General features: G+C 49.6%; 21 protein-coding genes. 13 read left to right on the top strand and 8 right to left on the bottom strand.

The window, feature by feature from the left end; translation table 11 throughout:
* Positions 1–298: 298 nt before the first annotated feature.
* The gene (locus A3751_RS11650) at positions 299–1417 is read left to right on the top strand and encodes a response regulator (RefSeq protein WP_068456083.1); all 1119 of its coding nucleotides are present in this window, start codon (positions 299–301) and stop codon (positions 1415–1417) included.
* Between the two features lie 37 nt (positions 1418–1454).
* Here the strand turns inward: A3751_RS11650 and A3751_RS11645 are convergent, their stop codons facing one another.
* Both A3751_RS11645 and A3751_RS11640 read right to left on the bottom strand, forming a co-directional pair.
* Positions 1455–2027, bottom strand: a complete 573-nt coding sequence (locus A3751_RS11645; RefSeq protein WP_082863207.1) for a mechanosensitive ion channel domain-containing protein — start codon at positions 2025–2027, stop codon at positions 1455–1457.
* 22 nt (positions 2028–2049) lie between these two features.
* On the bottom strand, positions 2050–3408 hold the full coding sequence (locus A3751_RS11640) for an 8-oxoguanine deaminase (protein WP_068456080.1): 1359 nt from the start codon (positions 3406–3408) through the stop codon (positions 2050–2052).
* Between the two features lie 448 nt (positions 3409–3856).
* On the opposite strand from A3751_RS11640, the gene A3751_RS11630 reads away from it, so the two are divergent.
* From A3751_RS11630 to A3751_RS11620, 3 genes are all read left to right on the top strand, one after another.
* The gene (locus A3751_RS11630) at positions 3857–4549 is read left to right on the top strand and encodes a PEP-CTERM sorting domain-containing protein (RefSeq protein ID WP_068520517.1); all 693 of its coding nucleotides are present in this window, start codon (positions 3857–3859) and stop codon (positions 4547–4549) included.
* Between the two features lie 101 nt (positions 4550–4650).
* Positions 4651–5238, top strand: coding sequence for a phage tail protein (locus tag A3751_RS11625; protein ID WP_082863206.1), 588 nt, complete (start codon positions 4651–4653; stop codon positions 5236–5238).
* Positions 5239–5254: 16 nt separating this feature from the next.
* On the top strand, positions 5255–5842 hold the full coding sequence (locus A3751_RS11620) for a phage tail protein (protein ID WP_082863205.1): 588 nt from the start codon (positions 5255–5257) through the stop codon (positions 5840–5842).
* Between the two features lie 62 nt (positions 5843–5904).
* Here the strand turns inward: A3751_RS11620 and A3751_RS11615 are convergent, their stop codons facing one another.
* The 6 genes from A3751_RS11615 to A3751_RS11590 all read right to left on the bottom strand — a co-directional run bounded on the left by A3751_RS11615 (position 5905) and on the right by A3751_RS11590 (position 12278).
* The gene (locus tag A3751_RS11615; protein WP_068456071.1) at positions 5905–6540 is read right to left on the bottom strand and encodes a TetR family transcriptional regulator C-terminal domain-containing protein; all 636 of its coding nucleotides are present in this window, start codon (positions 6538–6540) and stop codon (positions 5905–5907) included.
* 155 nt (positions 6541–6695) lie between these two features.
* Complete coding sequence (locus A3751_RS11610; protein WP_068456068.1) at positions 6696–7472, bottom strand: DUF5020 family protein; 777 nt, start codon at positions 7470–7472, stop codon at positions 6696–6698.
* A 123-nt stretch (positions 7473–7595) separates the two neighbouring features.
* Positions 7596–8675, bottom strand: a complete 1080-nt coding sequence (locus tag A3751_RS11605) for a BMP family ABC transporter substrate-binding protein (protein WP_068456064.1) — start codon at positions 8673–8675, stop codon at positions 7596–7598.
* 34 nt (positions 8676–8709) lie between these two features.
* Entirely contained in the window at positions 8710–9636 is a 927-nt protein-coding gene (locus A3751_RS11600; RefSeq protein WP_068456061.1) for an ABC transporter permease, read from the bottom strand.
* A 9-nt stretch (positions 9637–9645) separates the two neighbouring features.
* Positions 9646–10749, bottom strand: a complete 1104-nt coding sequence (locus tag A3751_RS11595) for an ABC transporter permease (protein ID WP_068456058.1) — start codon at positions 10747–10749, stop codon at positions 9646–9648.
* Positions 10746–12278: an ABC transporter ATP-binding protein gene (locus A3751_RS11590; RefSeq protein WP_068456055.1), complete on the bottom strand. Its 1533-nt coding sequence runs from the start codon at positions 12276–12278 to the stop codon at positions 10746–10748. Before A3751_RS11590 ends, A3751_RS11595 begins: the two co-directional genes overlap by 4 nt.
* 523 nt (positions 12279–12801) lie before the next feature.
* Here A3751_RS11590 and xdhA point away from each other — a divergent pair.
* The 9 genes from xdhA to A3751_RS11545 all read left to right on the top strand — a co-directional run.
* Positions 12802–14289, top strand: a complete 1488-nt coding sequence (xdhA, locus tag A3751_RS11585) for a xanthine dehydrogenase small subunit (protein ID WP_068456053.1) — start codon at positions 12802–12804, stop codon at positions 14287–14289.
* Positions 14282–16684, top strand: a complete 2403-nt coding sequence (gene xdhB, locus A3751_RS11580) for a xanthine dehydrogenase molybdopterin binding subunit (RefSeq protein ID WP_068456050.1) — start codon at positions 14282–14284, stop codon at positions 16682–16684. Before xdhA ends, xdhB begins: the two co-directional genes overlap by 8 nt.
* Positions 16685–16697: 13 nt before the next feature.
* Positions 16698–17585, top strand: coding sequence for a xanthine dehydrogenase accessory protein XdhC (xdhC, locus tag A3751_RS11575; protein WP_231871677.1), 888 nt, complete (start codon positions 16698–16700; stop codon positions 17583–17585).
* 46 nt (positions 17586–17631) lie between these two features.
* Positions 17632–18756: an allantoicase gene (alc, locus tag A3751_RS11570; RefSeq protein ID WP_231876884.1), complete on the top strand. Its 1125-nt coding sequence runs from the start codon at positions 17632–17634 to the stop codon at positions 18754–18756.
* An 11-nt stretch (positions 18757–18767) separates the two neighbouring features.
* The gene (uraD, locus tag A3751_RS11565; RefSeq protein ID WP_068456044.1) at positions 18768–19316 is read left to right on the top strand and encodes a 2-oxo-4-hydroxy-4-carboxy-5-ureidoimidazoline decarboxylase; all 549 of its coding nucleotides are present in this window, start codon (positions 18768–18770) and stop codon (positions 19314–19316) included.
* A gap of 159 nt (positions 19317–19475) precedes the next feature.
* On the top strand, positions 19476–19814 hold the full coding sequence (gene uraH / locus A3751_RS11560; RefSeq protein WP_068456041.1) for a hydroxyisourate hydrolase: 339 nt from the start codon (positions 19476–19478) through the stop codon (positions 19812–19814).
* A gap of 4 nt (positions 19815–19818) precedes the next feature.
* Positions 19819–20328 carry an ureidoglycolate lyase gene (locus A3751_RS11555; RefSeq protein ID WP_068456038.1) on the top strand — a complete coding sequence of 170 codons (510 nt, stop codon included), beginning with the start codon at positions 19819–19821 and terminating at the stop codon, positions 20326–20328.
* 12 nt (positions 20329–20340) lie between these two features.
* Positions 20341–21636, top strand: coding sequence for a guanine deaminase (guaD, locus tag A3751_RS11550; protein WP_068456035.1), 1296 nt, complete (start codon positions 20341–20343; stop codon positions 21634–21636).
* 22 nt (positions 21637–21658) lie between these two features.
* The coding region (locus A3751_RS11545; RefSeq protein WP_197466291.1) for a urate hydroxylase PuuD at positions 21659–22294 on the top strand (636 nt) is incomplete at its 3' end.

Below are 22294 nucleotides of genomic sequence, written 5' to 3'. Positions count from 1 at the left end.
TCCCACCCCCCTCTTTTTAGCCCCTCACCTTAGCCTTCGGTATTAGCGCTTGGTATTAGCCCTTGGGATTAGCGCTTGGGATTAGCGCTTGGCATTAGCCGCTACGAACACACGCTCTAGATCGATTTTTGGTTGCTTTCTTGATTCGCCTATTGATAGCGCCCTAGAAAAAACCGACATGGGGATCAGGAGACCCGATTAACAAAATATCCAAATCTCTAATAATTCTGATTCGTCATCCTCCAATTTTCGACTACTTTTCTCATCAGAGATATTTAGAATCAAAAAGGCGCAATACATGTCCGGCAAACCTCTCGTGATGATCGTCGATGATGACGAAATAGCCCGTGTCATAGTACGAGAGCATCTAGGTGATCAATATGAAATAGAAGACGCTGAATCTGCCGACGCGTGCTTGAACAAGCTCAAATCCTGCACGCCCGACATCTTTCTATTAGACGTTCAGATGCGCGAGAAAGACGGCTTCGCACTCTGCGAGGCCGTCCGGCATCTACCGCAATTCAAAGCAACACCCGTCCTTTTTATCTCGGCGGCTGAAACCGAGGAAAACCTCATTCGCTCCTTCGAAGTCGGCGGCAACGGCTTTTTAGAGAAGCCGGTCAAGAAAACCAAGCTGCAAACGCTCATTAAGATCAAACTGGCACAAGCTGACGAACTAATAGAAACACAAAAGCACCGTGAAGAAGCGATGACAACAAGTAGCGAACTTTGCCAGTTGATTCAATTTGTAAAAGATTCAGACGACGACACAACGCTTGAGGCTGTCGCTAAAAGGTTGTGTGGAGTGGTTGAGAGCTTTGGTCTGAGCGCATCCGCGATGATTATTGCCAAAACACCGATCTACGTGAATTGCACTGAGGAATCCCCCGAAGGCTTACTACTGAAAAAGGCAGCCGCCATCAATGAGCGGATTATAAGTAAAGGTATTAGAAGCATTATTCGAAGCGATAGTGTCGCCATACTTGTCAACGAAATGCCTGTTGATGACGAAAGCCGCTACGGGCGTTTCAAAGACAACCTCGTGGTCCTTTCAAGCATTTGTGATGGCCAATTGAAGCAACTTATGGCACAACAAGGCATCGAACAACAGCGCAACAAAGTCCTTTCCCGGGTAATTAAAATCACCGAAGAACAGCTTCAAAGATTTGCCGAGCAACTCACAGCTCACGAGAAAACATCCACCGAAGTCATCGGTAATATGCTCACTGAACTTGAAACAAAGCTCTTTCATCTGGGGCTAGATGACGACCAAGAAGAAGAGCTTATGAAAGTCGCATACCAAGTGCATGAAAAGCTGGAGCATATGAACAGCGACTATCAATCACTTGAAGCCGAGCTCGGAAAGATACTTGAATCACTCTACGATCTGCTTGCCTCAAAAGACAAAGCGGCCTAGCACGCTTATCCCCAGATGCGTTCCTCGTTAACCTTGTTCATTTGGACGAAGCTTCGGGCACCACGCCAATCTTACCCATGGTATCGAGCTTCTGACGCGGGTTAACCACCATAGGACGACTTAACAGCAGGTTATTTGGGTAAATCACGATTTCTCGGCTTTCACTGATCAACTTTGTATTGAACAGGTTAATCTCTGAGATATAACCCTCTACATAGTTATCGGCATCCACAATACGAACAAACGTGCCACGCTTAAATGAGCTATGCGCCAAGAGAATAAAGAATGCCGTGATATTGCTTAGTATCGACCAGGCAGCAAACATCGCCACGCCGGTGACTGCGAGCAAGCTCGCGGAAAGCGTCAGCAAACCTTTAAAATCAAAGCCCCACACCACAAAGACGGTGGACAACGCAGCAATCACAATCAGAATATTGACTGTTTTTAGTGCCTTTGTCGTGACATCTGGTTTTAGCCGCCCCTTGCGCGCATGGCGGCGCACAATCGGACCAATAATCAGGCGAAATGCAAGGTAACTACCCAGTGCAATCGCGGTGAGGGTTAATTGAAGCGTATAGCTTTCAAACCACTGAGTTAACGCTTCGATCATACTGTTCGCCTTGTTGATCAACCTAAGTTACTAGCTTTCTAGCAAGACCCGAATGATCTGCGATTAGACGCGTTAAATCAACGTGTAATAACGCACTATTCTTAACTTTCCACTGACCCGCAACCATAACGGCATCCGCCTGATGTGCACCACATAAAACGAGTGCCGCTAATGGGTCATGGCTGCCTGAAAAGCGGGCATCATCGAGTTTAAACAAAGCAAGATCGGCTTGCTTACCCACCGCTAACTCCCCGATATCATTTCGCCCAAGAACCTGCGCCGAACCCTTGGTCGCCCAGCGCAGAGCATCAAGATGCGTTATTTCATCCGCTTGATAACGCAGTCGACTAATCAACATAGCTTGCCGCACTTCTTGAATCATATTGGAGCCATCGTTCGATGCGGAACCATCGACACCTAAGCCCACTGGCGAACCATGCTTTTCCAGATCCAGCGTCCTGCATATTCCAGAAGCCAAAACCATATTTGAGGAAGGACAGTGACCAACGCCGACTCCGGCCTTACCTAATCGCTTCAATTCCTCATCGTTGAAATGAATACCATGTGCGAGCCATACATCGCTCGCCATCCACTCCACAGACTCTAAATAATCCACTGGTCGCATACCGAAGCGACTTAGGCAAAACGTATTCTCGTCTTCCGTCTCCGCCAAATGGGTATGCAAGCGCACCCCATGTTGACGTGCTAATCGCGCGGTCTCGACCATCAACTCACTCGTGACCGAGAATGGCGAGCATGGTGCAAGCGCAATATTTACCATCGAGCCTTCGCTGGCATCGTGATAGAGGCCAATCAAACGCGCCGAATCTTTTAGAATCACCTCATCGGTTTGCACTGTGGATTGCGGGGGTAAACCGCCCTGCTCTTGCCCGAGACTCATGGACCCTCTGGTCAGCGTGACGCGAGCACCCATTTTATGTGCAGCCGCTACTTGGATATCGATCGCCTCGGTTAAGGCTTCGGGAAACAAATAATGGTGGTCTGATACCGTGGTGCAGCCCGAAAGAAGTAATTCACTCAAGCCAAGCTCGGTCGCCACCGAAAGCATCTCGGGCTGCAGCTTTGCCCAAACGGGATAAAGCGTTTGTAGCCAAGGGAATAATCGTTTGTTTAAGGCCGGAGGAAAGGCGCGCGTTAAGGTTTGATATAAATGATGGTGCGTATTAATCAAGCCCGGTAATAACACCGAACGAGAGGCATCATACACCTCATCATAATCCTCAGTTGGGGCGCATCCCTGTCTAACCAGCTCGATAATTTTTGTTCCGCGCACAACGATGCCATTACGCGCGTCTTGGTTATTGGCGGTGAACACCGCTAAAGGGGCTTTAATCCAAACAGAATGGTTTGAAGCTGTCATTCGTCACTCCTATTTCTCGACCTGTATGTCCAGGTCTATGAAAAATATAGCAGTGACGGTCTCGGCTCTAAGGCGAAAGACGTGTGTTAATCTGCCTTGTTTTAACTTGCTTGGTAACTCTAAGAAAGACCACACGTTAAATTCATCCGAATCGGCGAGCCTTTCAACGCAAAGTTTAAACTGCTGGGCCTCTAGGGCCAAGCTCTTAGAGCTGTAAATTTCACATCACCTCCAGCATTCACGTTAATCCACACGCATCGCATAGTTGAGTAAAAAAAACTCGCCATTCCAAAAGTAAAGCCGAGGCTCAAGCCCCTCGCCTCAAGCCCCTCGTAATGACGTGACGAAGATTTCTTTGATTAATGGCGGTAATTGTCTTGACGGTAGCACCATAATGCACCAAAGTGACTGATCAAATAACAACCAAAACCTAGGGACGGTAAAGACAATGAGAGCAAGAACGCACTTTTTAAGAACAGCTAGCCTACTAATACTCAGCGCTGCTGCCGCTTCAACGCACGCCGCGACAATGACTTACGATAACGAGGCCGATTTTACGACAGCCATCGCAGGTCTCTCGAGCAATACAATCGACTTTGATTCTGCCACTGCAGGAGATCTAGTCCTCCCAGGTTCTCCGTTTGATGGTGTTACCTTTGACTATTCGTTGGATTACGATCTCTCTGTCGACGCGACCTATGACACAACGTCCTCCTCAAACTATCTAGGCATCAATGACTTTGACGGTCGGTTTGCGGGAGGGGATAGCTTCGACATGACGTTTGGCTCGGCCCAATCGGCCATTGGCTTGTACATTCATATCGGCTTTGAATCACTTCTTTTTGATAACGATATAACGCTAACAACGAATACTGGTCTCGTCGCTAATCTGTCTGCGAACGCGGATCAACAGCTACTAGACGGCGAAGCCTATTTCATCGGCCTGTATTCCGACTCAGCAGCAGACGCGTTCACTAGCGTCTCATTTTCAAGTTTCCCAGAAGACTATTATTTCAACGTGGATGACATCACCTTTGCCCAAATGTCATCTCCACCGGGCGCCGTCTCAGAGCCGAGCTCGCTAATCTTGCTTAGCCTTGCTTTGGGAGGATTGATTCGATTGCGAAAATCGACCTGCTAACGCACTTGAGATGATCGATCGATACAAAATGACATAACTCTTGATGAGTGTTGTTTGTAGTACTCAAAAGGATCCGAAAAACATGCTCACAGGAGAGAGCAATGAAACAAACACTAAAAACGCTAATCGCCGGCGCTGCATTAACGGTAGCCGCCACTTCCGCAACTCACGTCTCTGCAGAGCCCTTTTTAGGCGAGATTGCTTGGGTACCTTACAATTTCGCCCCTCGTGGTTGGCAATTCTGTGATGGCCAACTGCTTCCAATTAACCAATATAGCGCCCTATTTTCATTGCTCGGCACCACGTATGGCGGAGACGGGCGAACGACCTTCGGCATACCCGATTTAAAAGGCCGAACGGCCATTCATGAAGGACAAGGCCCAGGCTTAACCAATCGCCCTCTCGGCCAAAAACTAGGCCGAGAGACCGTCACACTTAGCGCAGCTGAAATGCCTAGCCACACCCACACCCAGATGGCCAGCAGCGGCGCACCAAGCTCAGCCGACCCGAGTGGCAAAGTGCCCGCAAGCCCTTCTAGAACGCGTGTTTTTGCAGACGCACCAAATGTCGCTATGAACACTGGAAACATCGGCAACAGTGGGGGCGGACAACCACATAACAACATGCAGCCCTACACAACCTTAAACTGCATTATTGCCACTGTTGGCATATTCCCATCACGCAATTAAGTTCAGGAGAAACGTCATGAAACTACGCTTTCTTTCAGTTACTTTACTGAGCTTGGCCGCGTTACTTACTTCAACTCATGCCGCAGCGACCACCGCTGCAGATAATCCCTTACTAGGAGAAATGAAATGGGTTGCGTTTAACTTTGCACCGCGAGGCTGGGCTCAATGTAATGGTCAGATATTGCAGATATCGCAATATCAAGCGCTCTTCTCATTATTGGGGACCACCTATGGTGGCGATGGCAGAGTCACGTTTGCCCTGCCTGACATGCGTGGTCGCCTGATGCTCCACGAAGACTATCCTAACTATCGACTAGGATTAAAAGATGGACAAGAATCTAACACGCTAACAACGGCCAATTTGCCTAGTCATTCGCATGGGCTGTCTGGGTCGAGCGAACGCGCCGATAGCACGCTCCCGAATGACCGAAGCCTCGCGAATACCAGCAGAACAAAGCTGTATGGCAGCGGTACAATTGATAAAAACATGCATGCAAATGCAATCAGTGCAACAGGCGGCTCTCAGCCCCATCAAAACATGATGCCAAGCACCGCGCTCAACTGCATTATTTCTCTGCAGGGCCAATATCCCTCACGAAGCTAACAACCTAGCCCTGCCTAACACCCTCTGTTACGCAGGGCATTTATTTCGCTTCAGTTTGCTGTTCAAGCACTCAAACCGCAGCCGCCAAGAATGATGGTGCAAAGCAGGTCTTTAATACGCTGTACATCCAACTCGTCGTATTCAAGCTTGTTAGTCACGGTAAGAATCTGCGTGTCAAAGTCGGCATAATGCTGGGTGGTAGACCAGATCATAAAAATCAGATGCTCAGGATCAACAGCGTTCATTTTTCCCTGATCAATCCAAGACTGGATAATTTTGCTTTTGTCTCGGACCCAAGCACGCAAGTTGCTGCGTAAGTGGTCTTGTAAATTCGGTGCGCCTTGAATGATTTCAAGTGCGAAAATCTTGGACGCATTCGGGTATTGAATGGCTAGATCAACTTTTGCGCGGATGTAGTTACCAAGTACTTCAGCTGGGTCATCGCCTTCGCTCATATCGTCGATCGACTCGTCCCAACGTCGGATAATCTCATCAAGCACCGCCAAGTAAAGCGCTTGCTTGCTTTTAAAGTAGTAGAGAACGTTGGCTTTAGGCAGTTCTGCAGCATCGGCAATGGATTGCATGCTGGTTCCTTTAAACCCGTTTTTAACAAAAGAGTCTTCAGCAGCAGCCAGAATATTTTTACGATTCTGCTCTCGGATTTTACCGGTCTTTTGTGCGCTATCTTTATCGCTCATGTTGTTCTACATCTTTGTTTGTTGTTCTGGGGATCGATAACGAGCTTTAAGGGCCACGCCCTGAAGCTCGCTACGAACATACTGTTAGCTACAATTATTCGATACCATTACTAGCTGCTATCGCTAGCAGTATGATTAACCACTAACAATCATACTTACAGGTGGTACTTGATCAAAGCGCTAACTGCTGATTCTGCGTCATCGCTCTTCACACCAAACTTGTTGTGCCAGTATGAGTACTCGATACCCGCTTCAAGCTTAGATTTGGTAATCCCCATGAACTTGCCGATATCAGCACGTAGTTGCGGGTTGAAGTGAAAGTCTGCTCCGTGATCTTCTTGTGCAGATGACCAATCGATGTAGCCATCAAACATCCAATCAACATCACCCGTAGCAAATGGAACACCGTATACAACCGTCAACTGAAGATCATCATCAATGTTTTCGTTATTCGCGTAGAAAAAGTTCGTTTGGAAGAACGCAAAACCCGGAAGATCCCAGTTCAAGCCTACACCGTAAAGGTAGTTATCTTGCGAGAAGCCTGTGCTGTCTGAGCTGAACTCGTAGGTCGTCGCAATCAATACGTCAGTTACAGGGCCCGCTTTCAGCTCAGAACCCGTCATATTGCTTAGGCTAAAACGAGGAGAAAGCTCTGCGTATGTCTCGTTAAAGTCACCAAATGAACCTTTACCATTGTGTCGATCAGCGAAGAAGAAGGCATCACCCCAATCGTGACCCGAAGCGTGTTCAACGGTCATTGTCGTCATTTCCATGGTTTTCTGCGGAGCGCCGAAAGCATGGCCAACGTTGTAGTAATCAGCACTGTGTAGCACGGTTACACTGTTGTCAGCCCAAAACTGCTCAGCTTGAGCGGGTGCTGCTACTGCAGCTGCGAGTGCTGCTGCACCAGCGATGGTTTTTAGTTGTTTCATTTCTCTACCTTAGTTTTTCATTAATACAGCACTTATGGTGCTTTATAAAAAGTGCGAGCTACCGCAATTCGGAAACAGTAGCTCGCTGCTAACTGCCTTATTCAGCGAATCGTTCGCCTTGAATTAAGACTGTGGCAATTTGCCTTCTACGCCTTGCACGTAGAAATCAAAGCCAAGAAGCGCACCGTCATCCATTGTGCCGCCCGCTGGAATCACTTCTTCTCCAGCTTGGTTTACAACTGGGCCATCAAATACGCGCATTTCGCCCGCCTTCAATGCCGCTTTTTTCTCTTCTACCATCGCGACAACATCCGCTGGAATCGCTTCGTTCAGTGGCGCTAGATCGGTTGTACCGTCTGCGATGCCAGGCCATAAGTCTTCAGACTTCCAAGTGCCATCAAGCACGGCTTGTGCTTTCTTAAGGTAAAGTGGACCCCACTTGTGTACCGTTGAAGTAAGGTGCGCTTTTTTACCGTATTCAGACATATCTGAGTGGTAACCGATTGCGTACTTGCCTTTTGCTTCTGCGGCCTGAATCACAGCGGCGGAGTCAGTATGTTGCGTAAGCACGTCTGCGCCTTGAAGAATCAGCGTTTCTGCTGCTTCACGCTCTTTTGCAGGGTCATACCAAGTGCTTGCCCAAACAACTTTCACTTGAACGTCAGGGTTTACTTCTTTAGCACCCTTGGTGAACGCGTTAATGCCACGAATAACCTCAGGAATCGGGAACGATGCTACGTAACCAAGTACGTTAGATTCGGTCATCTTGCCCGCAATCAAACCCGTCAAGTAGCGGCCTTGATAAGCACGGGTAAAATAGGTGCCCATGTTGTCTGAGCGCTTGTAGCCTGATGCGTGCTCGAAAGCGACTTTCGGGAATTTTTTTGCAACTTTAAGCGTTGGGTTCATATAACCGAACGAAGTTGTAAAGATGAGGTCATTGCCCTTTGACGCAAGCTGACGAATAACGCGCTCGCCATCTGCACCTTCTGGAACAGACTCAACGTAGGTGGTTTTTACCTTGTCACCAAGTTGCTCTTCAACATACTTACGGCCTTCATCATGCGCGTAGGTCCAGCCCGCATCGCCAGTCGGCCCAACGTAGACAAAACCGATGTTTAATGGCTCTTCAGCTTGAGCGAGCGCCGCACCGCTAACCAGTGTTGCGGCAGCCAAGGCTTTCGTGATTGATCTTAATTTCATAATAACTCCTGAGGTTTCATTTTTTATTGACGCCCTAGACCTGAGGCCGATAAGGCTGGCCGAGTGCTAAAGGTGTACTTAGTTTTGCCTTGACTGCATCGTTCGCGATTACAACCAACACAATGATCGTTGCGCCATACGGAAGCATGGCCAACAGATTTGGTGAGGCTTCGAAGCCTAATCCCTGTAGAACGAGGTGCATGATGCTTGCAGCACCAAAGAGGTAAGCACCCAACATAATGCGTTCTGCTTTCCAACTCGCAAACACAACAAGTGCCAGTGCGATCCAACCACGCCCTGCAGACATACCCTCTGTCCAAAGTGGTGTATAAGCCAGCGACAAATAACCACCCGCTAAGCCCGCCATTGCGCCGCCAAACATGACAGCGGCATAGCGCACTTTGAATACGCTCATACCGATCGCATTGGCGGCTTCTGGATTCTCGCCTACAGAGCGAATGGTCAAACCCAAACGCGTGCTTTTAAATACCCAAAACACGAGAGCAAACAGAATCCAGGAAAGGTAGACCAAGGGATCGTGCGAGAAAAAGATCTTGCCGATAATTGGAATTTCGCTGAGCAGTGGAATAGTCCATGCCTCGATACCCTCAATGCCGACGCCCACATAACTTGCACCAATAAAGGCACTTAAGCCGGTACCAAATATCGTTAATGCCAGCCCGGTCGCCACCTGATTAGAAACCAGAGAAATAGCTAGAAAGCCAAAGAGCAAAGACATCATCGCGCCAGCCACGACCGCGGCGACGACGCCTAAGCCAAGGTTGCCAGTAATGACAGAAGCCGCAAAACCGACCACTGCCCCCATTAACACCATGCCTTCCTGGCCAAGATTAAGAACACCCGATTTCTCACACACCATCTCGCCTAGGGCAATCAGAATCAACGGCGTTCCGGTACGAATCGTCGCAAACAGAATGTTGGTAATAAGTTCAATATCCACGCGAAACCTCTATGCTTGTGCGACTGGCTGGTTTGAAGAATTGGAAGCGGCTTTTGGGCGGTCACGCACAATGCGGTACGAGATCAACAAGTCACACGCTAAGAGATAAAACAACAACATGCCTTGGAACAAGCCGGTAATAGACTTGGGCAGCGTCAAGTCCATTTGCACCATCTCGCCACCCATATAAGTCAGTGCGAGTAACATGCTGGCAAAGGTAATGCCCAAGGGATGCATGCGCCCAAGAAACACAACGATGATCGCGGCATAACCGTAACCCGGTGCAATATAAGGATTGAGCTGCCCTACCGGACCGGTTACCTCTGAAACACCGGCTAAGCCGGCTAAGGCACCACACATTAACAACACCAACCAAACAAGCTTCTTATCCTTAAAGCCAGCAAAGCTTGCCGCAGAGGCATCTTCACCAAGCACACTCACCTGAAAGCCAAGCAATGTCCGAGAGACGAAGGTCCAGACAATGGCAACTGCAAACAAGGCAAAGAAGATCGAAATCGTGAGACGATAGTCTTCGAAAACAGTCGGCAAAATAGCCCAATCGGAAAACAGTGCGGACTCCGGGAAGTTATAGCCATCGGGGTCCTTTAATGGCCCATGCACGCCGTAATAAAGTAGGTTTAATGCGATATAGTTGAGCATGATCGTGGTGAGAATCTCGTTTGCCGAAAAACGCGTCTTCAAAAATGCGGCCAGCATCGCCCAAAGCAAACCACAGGCGCTGCCAAATACGAGAACAGCCGGCAGCACCCAAGCGCTCTCAACCTCACCTAACTGCAACGCCAAGAACCCGCCGCCTAGGCCACCCAGAATAAATTGCCCTTCTGCACCAATGTTCCAAACTTTGGCTTTGAAGCACATCATCAAACCAATCGCACACAACAACAGCGGCGCAACTTTAATCCCTAGCTCTGTCCAGCCATACAAATCCTCAAGAGGCTGAAGGAAAAACACATACAGCGAATGCGCCGGATCATGGCCCAGCGACGCGAACAAAGCGGCACCACTGATTAACGTTAATGCGACGGCCAAAACAGGCGACAAATACGCCATTGCTTTTGAATCGGACGGTCGTTTTTCTAAGCGAAAAATCATGCGTCTACCTCCGGTGCAGCTTGTTCTACTGGAGTGCTATCGCCTGCCATCCATTTACCTAACTGATTAATCGTGACCTGTTCCGTTGCCGCAACGGGTGAAAGCTTGCCATCACAAATCGCACAAATCCGATCGCTTATCGCGTACAACTCATCAATATCTTCAGACACAACCAAAATCGCAGCGCCTTTATCACGTAGACGAATGAGCTCGTGGCGAATCAGAATGGCCGCTCCGATATCCACCCCCCAAGTTGGATGAGAACAGACGAGAAGTTTTGGGTTCTGAAGAATCTCGCGACCAATAATGTACTTCTGCAAATTACCGCCAGACAGCGATTTCGCCTGAGCCTGAGTATTGGGCGTTTTCACGTTAAACGAGGCAACAATGCGCTCAGCAAAGCTTTTTACTTTTGCCCGGTTTATCCAGCCTTTGCTGACCATATCTTGCTGATACGCCGTTAATAATGCGTTGTCTTCCAACGACATATCAGGCACGCCACCGCGGCCAAGCCGCTCTTCAGGCACAAAACCTAGCCCGCGCGAACGACGCTCTGTAGGCCCCGCATTGCCGACCGACTGACCATCAAAAAAGATCACGTCAGAGCCAGCTAGTTCTTCACCGCCGATCATATCCAACAGTTCTTCTTGACCGTTACCCGCGACACCGGCAATACCTAAAATTTCGCCGCGCTTCACATCAAGCGACACATCTTTTAAAGAAGTCGAGAATGGGTCATTCGATTGATGGCTGAGATGTTTCACACTCAGAAAAACGTCGCCTCCAACGGCTTTCTCATAATCCTGATTCAATGGGGTATCGTCGCCGACCATCAATCGAGCGATTTCATCAGAGGTTGTTGCTTGCGGATTACAATCACCCGTCACAATGCCGCCGCGGAGTATGGTCGCGCCAGTACAAATCGCGCGCACTTCATCCAGCTTGTGGGAGATAAAGAGTATGCTGCAACCTTCTTCAGACAATTGGCGCAACGTCAGAAATAGCGTGTCGACTTCTTGGGGTGTCAGCACTGAAGTGGGCTCATCGAGAATCAACAGCTTTACATCCTGCAATAGGCAACGAACAATCTCGACGCGCTGCTGCTCTCCTATCGAAAGCGTATGCACATAACGATTCGGGTCGAGCTTCATACCGTAACGCTCTGACACCTCAATTATGCGCTCTTTTAGTGCGCTCATCGCACCAACTTCATGCTTCGGAAGGCTGAGTGCGATATTCTCTGCAACAGTTAAGGTCTCAAATAGAGAGAAGTGTTGGAACACCATCCCTATGCCCATCGAGCGTGCGTGAGCTGCACCTTTAACCGTAACCTGCTTGCCTTCCCAGGTCATCGTGCCCTCATCCGGCTTTACAACGCCGTAGATGATTTTCATCAAAGTACTCTTGCCAGCGCCGTTCTCACCAAGCAGAGCGTGGATCTCACCCTGCTCAACCGACAATGCTACAGATCGATTCGCGACTGTGCCCGGATAACGCTTCGTGATGCCTTTTAGTTCTATACGCTTCATTTATTTACCTGACCGTCAGGATAGTCTTTTGCTAAACTTTCATTTTGTCTCGCGCTACTAAGCAAAGCGCTTGCCAAAAACTCAGCGAAGAAAAACTTTTCTATAAAAACAATAGTATTGCCTAACCGGTCAGAAATATAACCGCATTAACCTCAAAAGCAACGAAGCAAAAAGCTATAACAGCCTTATAGCTTATAACAACCACCACAACAGAAAATTGACCAACTAGTCATAATTTGATTTGTGACAATCGAATTACAAGCCAAAATTAGGCTAAAAGAATGCAGTAAATTCATCAGCTTAATTAGTGCTAAGTCACTTTTTACAAATTTACCTTACCAATTGGTCAAGTTTTTATTATAGAATCATTCCAGCACATCAGCGGGTCGGTGCGACCAGATTATAAGCCTTGCTTATTTGCGGAATCATACATCGCGACTAAAACATAAGCGGTGGCAAATCCAGGTATTGAAAGGTTGCACCGGGCGCGAACAACGACATACTCAAGAGCAGAGGAAACGCCGTGATTACGTTTTTCTTAAATGGTCAGCAGGTCAGTGAATCAAGTATCCAGCCGGATATGACCGTGCTTCGCTACTTACGCACGCGCCAAACCCTTACTGGCACAAAAGAAGGCTGCGGCTCTGGTGACTGTGGTGCTTGCTCGGTACTTGCCGGCGAAATGGAAAACGGAGAATGGCGCTACAAAGCGATTAATTCCTGCATTACTTTTCTCGCGCAGATCGATGGCAAAAGCCTAATCACGGTCGAAGCCATAGCAAATGGCGATACACTCCACCCCGCCCAACAGGCGATGGTCGACAAGCATGGCTCGCAATGCGGCTTTTGCACACCAGGCATCGTCATGTCGCTTACCGCGCTCTTTGAGAACACTCCAACAGATAAAACCTTCACCTTGCATGAAATCTACGATGCGCTTTCAGGTAACCTTTGCCGCTGCACGGGCTACAAACCCATTATCGAAGCTGCGCAAAGCATGAAGTCTTATCCGGGCAAGATAAAAGCGGAGATTTGGTCGCCCAGTGAAGCCAGACCATCAAACACAAACGCCGTCACTCAAAGCGCAGAAGGACAGGCATGGAGTGTTCGCAGCGAAGACGAACTGAAAGCGATTTTAAAGCAGCATCCCGATGCTCGAATGGTTGCGGGCGCGACGGATCTTGCGCTCGAAGTGACCCAGATGAATCGCCGCATTGAAAAATTAGTTGCGATCAATCAGGTCACCAGCCTAAAAGCGATCAGTGAAGACGAGAAATACCTCACTATCGGTGGCGCAGCGACACTCACTGACAGCGAACAAGCCCTCCGTGCTCATTTTCCAGAATTTGCACAACTGCTTGAGCGCTTTGCAGCCCGACAGGTACGAAACAGCGGGACCATGGGCGGCAACATTGCGAACGCCTCTCCCATTGGTGACACGCCTCCTGTGCTCATCGCCCTAAATGCAGACATAGAAATAGCCAGTGCCGCGGGCAATCGATGGATCGCGCTGGATAGCTTTTATCTTGATTACAAAAAGACGCTTCTTCAAAAAGGCGAATACATTCGTGCGATTCGTATCCCCCGCCGAGAAGCCTGCGAATATTTAAAGGTATACAAGATTTCCAAACGGCTTGAAGACGACATTTCGGCCGTACTCATGGCGATCAAGCTAAAGGTACAAGGTGGAAAAATCACGGCGGTTCGCACTGGCTTTGGTGGTATGGCTGCAATACCCAAATCGGGCTCGGCCATCGAATCAGCTCTGATCAATCAACCCATGACCGTCGAGACCTTCCGCAAGGCCGGAGAAAAAGTCTCTGAAGACTTCCAACCGTTTAGCGATGTGCGTGCTAGCGCTAGCTATCGCATTCAAGTCACCCAAGGCTTGCTTGAAAAAACAGCGCTCGAAATTCTCAATCCTGACAGTATTAGCCGTGTTGAATCCGTATTGACCACGCAACTGCAAAGCAATGACGTCGTAAGCGTGCAGGAGGCAAATAATGCGTAAGCTGATTGACGTAGAAGACAACAAGCGCATACGACCAGCCAAAGGTAAAACCGGCGAGAGTATGAAGCACGAGAGCGCCATCAAGCACGTTGCAGGCAAAGCCGTGTATGTTGATGATATGCCAGAGCTTCCGGGTACCTTGCATGTTGCCGTGGGCGGAAGCCAATACGCGCATGCGTTTATTAAATCGATGAACTTAAGTGCGGTTGAAAAAGCCCCCGGGGTCGTCAAAGTCATTACTGTGAAAGACGTTCCGGGCCACACCGATATCGGGCCCGTATTTCCTGGCGATCCCGTCTTGGCTGAAAGCGAGTGCGAATACATCGGCCAGCCGATTTTTGCGGTCGCCGCCGAAACACACGAACAGGCCAAAGCCGCCATAGCATTGGCGCAAATTCAATACAAAGAGCTAGAACCGACGCTCACCGTCGACAAGGCGATGAAAGACCAGTTCTTCGTGCGCCCTACGCACCAACATAAGCGTGGTGATGCCGACAAAGCATTGAAAGAAGCACCACACACGATCTCTGGCGACCTTTACATCAAGGGACAAGAGCATTTCTATCTTGAAGGCCAGATATCAACCGTTGCCCCATCGGAAGACGGCGGCATGAACGTCTACACCTCAAGCCAACATCCAACGGAAGTGCAAAAGCTGGTTGCCGAAGTGCTTGATATCAGCATCAACAAGGTCAATGTCGAAGTCCGCCGCATGGGTGGTGGTTTTGGCGGTAAAGAGACACAAGCCGCGCCGCTCGCATGTATTGCCTCTATTTTGGCGCATCACACAGGTCGTCCGGTTAAGTACCGTATGAGCCGATATGACGACATGGTGATGACGGGTAAGCGCCACGCTTTTCAGAATAACTACACCGTCGGGGTGAACGATGACGGCGTGATTCAAGGTGCCATCATAAACGTAGCGGGTAAATGCGGTAACTCGCCAGATCTATCCGATGCGATCGTTGATCGCGCGATGTTCCACAGCGACAACGCCTATTATCTCAACAACGCAACCGTCACCGGCTATCGCTGCAAGACACACACGGTTTCTGCAACGGCGTATCGAGGTTTTGGCGGCCCTCAAGGTGTGATCACCGCCGAACTGATGATGGACGATATCGCTCGCCGCATGGGTGAAGATCCACTCACCATCCGCAAGCGCAACCTCTACGGCATCCAACATGCATCTATGCGCCTTGAAGACGGCAGCATTGATCCGCGTAACGAAACCCATTACGGCCAGACTGTTGAGCAGGAAGTGCTACCTGAGCTGATTTCACAACTGGAAGAAAGCTCCGAGTACTGGAAGCGCCGTGACGAAATCAAGGCATTCAACGCCACAAGCGCCTTCCTCAAAAAAGGTTTGGCGTTAACACCGGTTAAGTTTGGTATCTCGTTTACTGTGCAGTTCCTGAACCAGGCTGGTGCGCTCGTGCACATCTACACCGATGGCAGCATTCAGGTAAACCACGGTGGAACAGAAATGGGCCAGGGTCTCTATATCAAAGTCGCGCAGGTTGTTGCTGAAGAGTTTCAGGTAGATCTTGATACGATTATGGTCACCGCGACACGAACGGACAAAGTCTCAAACACTTCACCTACCGCGGCTTCTTCAGGGTCTGACCTGAATGGCATGGCCGCTCAGGATGCCTGTAAACGTATTAAAGCGGGCCTCGTCAAATATGCAGCCGAGCTGCACAGCACTACAGAAGATAAAATACGCTTTGAGAACAACCATGTTGTGAGCGTTGACCGATCTGGCGAAGAAATATGGACGCCTTTCCCTGAGTTTGTACAAAACGCCTACATGGCACGTGTACCACTATTCTCAAGCGGTCACTACCAAACACCGAAGATCCATTACGATCGCAACACCGGCAAGGGCCGTCCATTTTACTACTACGCAAATGGCGCATCGGTTTCTGAAGTATTAGTGGATACGCTTACCGGCGAATACAAGGTAACGCGTGTCGATATCCTGCAAGACGTTGGTCGCTCGCTCAATCCGGCAATCGACATCGGCCAGATCGAAGGTGCCTATATTCAAGGCATGGGCTGGCTAACCACCGAAGATCTGGTTTGGAGCGATAACGGCCGCCTACTCTCTAATGGCCCGGCGACTTACAAAATCCCTGCGGTGGGTGATACGCCAATCGACTTTCGAGTGAAGCTGATGGAAAAATTGCCAAACAAGGAAGAAACCATTTACCGCTCCAAAGCCGTGGGTGAGCCGCCCTTTATGCTGGGCATTTCAGCATGGTCTGCATTGCGTGATGCAGTATCCAGTATGGCGAATTATACATTCAGCCCACCAATGAATGCGCCGGCAACCCCCGAGTGCGTTCTCAACGCGGTTAACGAAACCCGCAAGCATTTAGCAAACAACGCGTAAGCGAGGCTCGAAAATGATGCGTTCACACACTTGGTTTGATGCAGTAAAACGCTGTCAGGATACTGGCAGCGCCTATGCACTGGCGACCGTTTTAGGTTGTACCGGCTCGACACCACGCGACAACAGCTCAAAGATGGTCGTGACCAACGAAAACACCTACGACACCATTGGAGGTGGCCACCTTGAATTTGTTGTCACCAACAAAGCACGTGAACTGCTTGTGGCGAACAATGAGAGCCAAGAAATTCATCACTTCCCGCTTGGCGCCTCATTAGGACAATGCTGCGGTGGCAGTGCGACGGTACTGATCGAAACCTTTGCTGCGTGTCGCTTTCATATTGGATTATTTGGTGCGGGCCACGTTGCCAAAGAGTTGGTAAAGATCCTTGGCGCACTGCCTTGCCGCGTCACCTGGATTGACCCTCGTGAAGATCTCTTCCCCGACGAATTACCCGCAAATATCACAAAGCTGGTCAGTGACGGGCCACAATACGAGATAGAACACTTGCCCGCTGGCTCCGACATTCTAATTCTCACCCACAACCACGCGCTCGATTTTGAGCTTTGTATGGCGGCCCTTGAGCACGGAAAACTCAGGCATATTGGCCTGATTGGGTCCGACACCAAGGCCGAGCGTTTTGTAAAACGCCTTGCACATCGCGGTTATAGCGAAGAGCAAATCAACAGCATCAAATCGCCTGTGGGGCTTTCTGAAATACCGGGCAAACTACCCATGGAAGTCGCCGTATCCATCGCAGGCGAGCTGATCGCTCTACAAAACAGCGACAAACACACTGAAACCCGTCGCGGCCTTGCATGGAAAGACATCAAGCAAGAACTCGGTGGCGAAATCGATAGTCAAGAACAGGGCTATCGACTCAACATAGAACAAACCAATTAACGCGCAAGAACAGAGAGAAACAACGAGCATGCTTCCACATACGCAAATGAACCGTTTCGAATTACGTTACACCGATCTTGCAGCGCGTCGCCTTGGCGGGCAAACGCTGTCTTGCAGTAACGACTTTTTCGCTGAAATGGAAAACCTGTTAAAGCCGGGCCGAGGCGTATTTATCGACGACAAGTTTACCGATCGCGGCAAGTGGATGGATGGCTGGGAATCGCGTCGTCGTCGTTTTCTTCCTGACGGTTCCTCAGACGATGGCTTAATGTACGATTGGTGCATCATCAAGTTGGGCGCACAAGGGATGATCAGAGCGATCAATGCAGACACCAACCACTTTTTAGGCAATGCTCCGCAGCATGTCTCTCTTGAAGCTGCAAACATTGTTGGCGAGCCAAACGACAACACCGAGTGGTTTGAAGTCATCCCTAAAACTGCAGTTGAGCCAGGTAGCGAAAATCTAATTGAAGCCGCAGACCAAAGCTCTGAGCAAGTTTGGACCCACGTACGTTTTAACATGTTCCCCGATGGTGGCGTTGCACGCTTGCGCATCTATGGCGATGTGGTTGTCGACCCAGCGCACTTCCTGCCAAATGAGCCTGTCGATCTTGCATACATCAAAAACGGCGCTCGCCCGTTAGTGTGTTCAGATATGTTCTTCAGTCACATGCAAAACCTTGTGATGCCAGAGCGTGGTGCCAACATGGGAGATGGCTGGGAAACCAAACGCCGCCGCACGGTTGGCGATGCCGCAATAGATCGTGACAACGACTGGTTAGTTCTTCAGCTTGCGACCAAAGGTAGCATCAACAAGATCTTGGTCGATACCTGTCATTTTAAAGGCAACTACCCGAACGGCTTCTCTCTTGAAGGCGCAGTGCTCACTGCCGAGCAAGCCGCCGACGCCGCGTTGCTTGAATTTGATGCCACTCAGGATGCCTTAACCGCAGGCCGCGAAGCGCCAAGTCCGATCAAGTGGATTGAGATTATGCCGCGTACGCCGCTGCATGCAGATCGCGAGCACACCTATACCGCAGAAGTACAAAACACCAATATGAACTTCACACACATTCGCATAAAAATGTACCCAGACGGTGGCATCAGCCGCTTGCGCTTATGGGGCTACCCAGCCTCTGCCAATACCTCAGCGCAAGACTCAGGACGTTAAGGATAAGGACAATGTCAGATTTAACCTATACGCTTGAGGAACTAAACGCGCTCAGCAAAGAAGACGCAGCGTTCGCATTCACCAATTGCTGCACCGCCTCGCGCTGGGTAGCAGGTATGGTCGAAGCGCGCCCATTTGATACGATTGATCAATGCCATCTGGCAGCTAAAACAATCTGGGACACTATGGAAGAAGCCGATTTTCTTGAGGCCTTTGAAGGCCACCCAAAAATCGGTGATGTCACTAGCCTGCGCAAGAAGTACGCCCACACCAAAAAGCTGGCGAGCGGCGAACAGTCTTCCGTTAGCGAAGCGAATGAAAGAACAATCGCGGCATTGGCTCAAGGCAACACCGATTACGAGAACAAGTTCGGCTTTATTTTTATCGTCTGCGCCACCGGTAAAAGCGCCGCGCAAATGAACGATTTACTGCAAGCGCGTCTGCCGAACGAGCGTGACACAGAATTGCAAAATGCAGCTCAGCAACAAGCGCTGATCACCGCGATTCGCATTAATAAGTTGATACGCCCACAGGCTATAAAGGGTCTGACCCCGAGGTAGTAATTGTTACGGTGCTGCACTAGAGCTTAATCCGACGCGGCAAAAGCGCGCATCAAAGGAGCGTACACGTCAGTACGTGACTGCTAGAGCACGCTTTTAACAAAGTATGAGCAAGGTCTAGCAAGCAATAAACAAGTTAATTAATTAGGAAAAAGTACCATGAGCCCGATTACCACACATGTACTGGACACCAATCTCGGCGGCCCCGCTGGGGGTATCGCAGTACAACTATTCAAGCAAGTCGACGGTGAATGGAAGCAAATCGCAGAGGGCGTCACTAACAGCGATGGGCGCATTACCGACTGGCTTGAAGGTCAGGAGCGTGAAAAAGGCATTTACCGCATTGTTTTCGATACGGACAGCTACTTCGAGAAGCAAGGAAAAACCTGCTTCTACCCCAGCGTAAACTTCGATTTCCGTATCGAAAAGCCAGAAGAACACTACCACGTACCACTTCTGGTCTCCGCTTACGGAATTTCGACTTACCGGGGCAGCTAGGCAGATGGATCGCTACACACTCACACCGAAACCGCTTACAGCCGAGGCGTTCGCGCCATTCGGTGACGTCGTTCAGTGCGATGGCAACACGCCCATGATGATCAACGACGGCAATACCGAGCGCTACCACAATCTGGTAAGCACAGAAGTAGAAAATGCAGACGACAAAATCATCATCAACATTTTCAGGGCGCAACCACGCAGCTTGCCCATGACTATCTGCATGATGGAGCGTCACCCTAAGGGCTCCCAATCCTTTCAACCTCTATCTGGCGAGGAGTACTTAGTGCTTGTTGGTGATCCGGTCGAAGATCTTAAACCGGAGAATTTACACCTGTTTCTGGCGACCAAAGATCAGGGTGTCAACTACCGAAAGAACACATGGCATCACCCTGTACTGGGCTTGCACAAAGTATGCGACTTTTTAGTTGTTGACCGCCTTGGCGAAGGATACAACTGCGAAGAGATCTACTTCGGCGATAACATCAACATCGAAATTACTCTAGAGCTTTAAAGACACAACATTATGAGCATCAAACTTTTTCGCGCTTCTGTTTTGCACTTCCTTTCAGACCCGGATATTGACGGCGAGAACGCGTACGAATTCTTTGAAGATGGCGCGCTTGTCGTGAACGACGGCCATGTTGTCGAGCTAGGCGAGGCAAGCGAACTGCTCGCCAAACATACTACAGCAGAGATCGTTGATTACACGGGTAAGCTGATTATTCCCGGCATGATCGACACACACATTCACTTCCCACAAGTCGAAGTGATTGCATCCTACGGCGAGCAGCTATTGGATTGGCTGAACAACTATACCTTCCCTGCTGAGCGCCAGTTTGAAGACAAGGAATACGCATCGAACATTGCGAACTTCTTTCTAGATGAATTGCTGAAGTGCGGCACCACAACCGCCTTGGTTTTCGGCACTGTACATAAGCAAAGCGTCGAAGCCTTCTTTGAAGCCTCAGAACAGCGCAATACACGGATGATCTGCGGCAAAGTGATGATGGATCGCAACGCGCCAGAGTATCTCACCGACACACCAGAAAGCGCATACCAAGACAGCAAAGCCTTAATCGAAGCATGGCACGAAAAAGGCCGTCAGCTGTATGCGGTCACGCCGCGTTTTGCGATCACCTCAACCGAAGCCCAGTTAGAGAAAGCCGGACAGCTTATTGCAGAACACCCAAGCGTATTTATGCAAACGCACATTAGCGAGAACCACGATGAGGTGGCGTTTGTCGACGAGCTATTTCCTGATGCGATTGATTACCTTGATGTATACGACCGCTATGGCCTGCTCGGCCCTCGCGCCGTATTTGCGCATGGCATTCACCTGTATCCGCGAGAGCATCAACGTTTGCGCGAGACCGGCTCAAGTGTCAGCTTCTGTCCGACCTCGAACCTGTTCTTAGGCAGTGGCTTACTCGATATACGCCAGCTCGAAAGAGAACAAGTGAACTACTCGGTTGCCACCGATGTCGGCGGCGGGACTAGCTTCTCGATGCTGACCACACTTGCTGAAGCCTACAAGATAAATCAACTTCAAAATCACAGCTTAAGCCCTCTCAAGAGTATGTACATGGCAACGCTAGGCAATGCCAAGTCGCTGCAACTGGATGACAAGATTGGCTCTTTTCAGGCAGGTCGTGAAGCCGACTTTGCGGTGCTTGATTATGATGCAACACCGTTGATGAGCCTGAAGCAATCCAAGTGCAAAACACTGGACGAAAAGCTGTTCGCAATGATTATTCTGGGCGATGACCGCGCAGTAAAAGCCACCTACGTCGCGGGCGAATGCGCCCACGAAAAACACTAATACACAGGCGAGGAGATTAACTGTGGAAGCGTATTTCCTGGAATGGTTGAACCTATTTTTCCGATGGTTCCATGTGATCGCGGGTGTCGCCTGGATTGGCGCCTCCTTTTATTTTGTATGGCTGGATAACAGCCTCGAAAACCCGCCGCAATGGAAAAAAGACAAAGGCATTGGTGGTGACCTTTGGGCGATCCACGGTGGCGGTTTTTACGAGGTTGCCAAATACAAACTTGGGCCAGAGGCAATGCCAGAGAACCTGCATTGGTTTAAGTGGGAAGCTTACACCACGTGGCTAACCGGCATGGTAATGCTTTGGATTATTTACTACGTTGGCGCTGAAAGCTTTCTGATCGACAACAGCAAGTTAGAGCTAACTCAATGGGAAGCCATTGGCCTGGGTATGGGCTTTATTACCGCTGGCTTTGTGGTGTACGAAATTCTTGTTAAAACGCCGCTGCGACATAAAGACGGTGCCTTTGGGCTGGTTCTTTTTGCCTTTTTAGCATTCATGGCTTGGCTGGCAGATCAGCTTTTCTCTGATCGTGGTGCGTACATCCACGTAGGTGCCTTAATCGGCTCGATCATGGCGGGTAATGTTTTCTTCGGCATCATGCCTTCGCAACGTGCGCTGGTTGAAGCGGTGCAACGCGGCGAAGCG

The organism is Oleiphilus sp. HI0080, assembly GCF_001635135.1.
The sequence above is the reverse complement of the archived record's forward strand: the minus strand, read 5'-3'. Positions and strand labels throughout refer to the sequence as shown.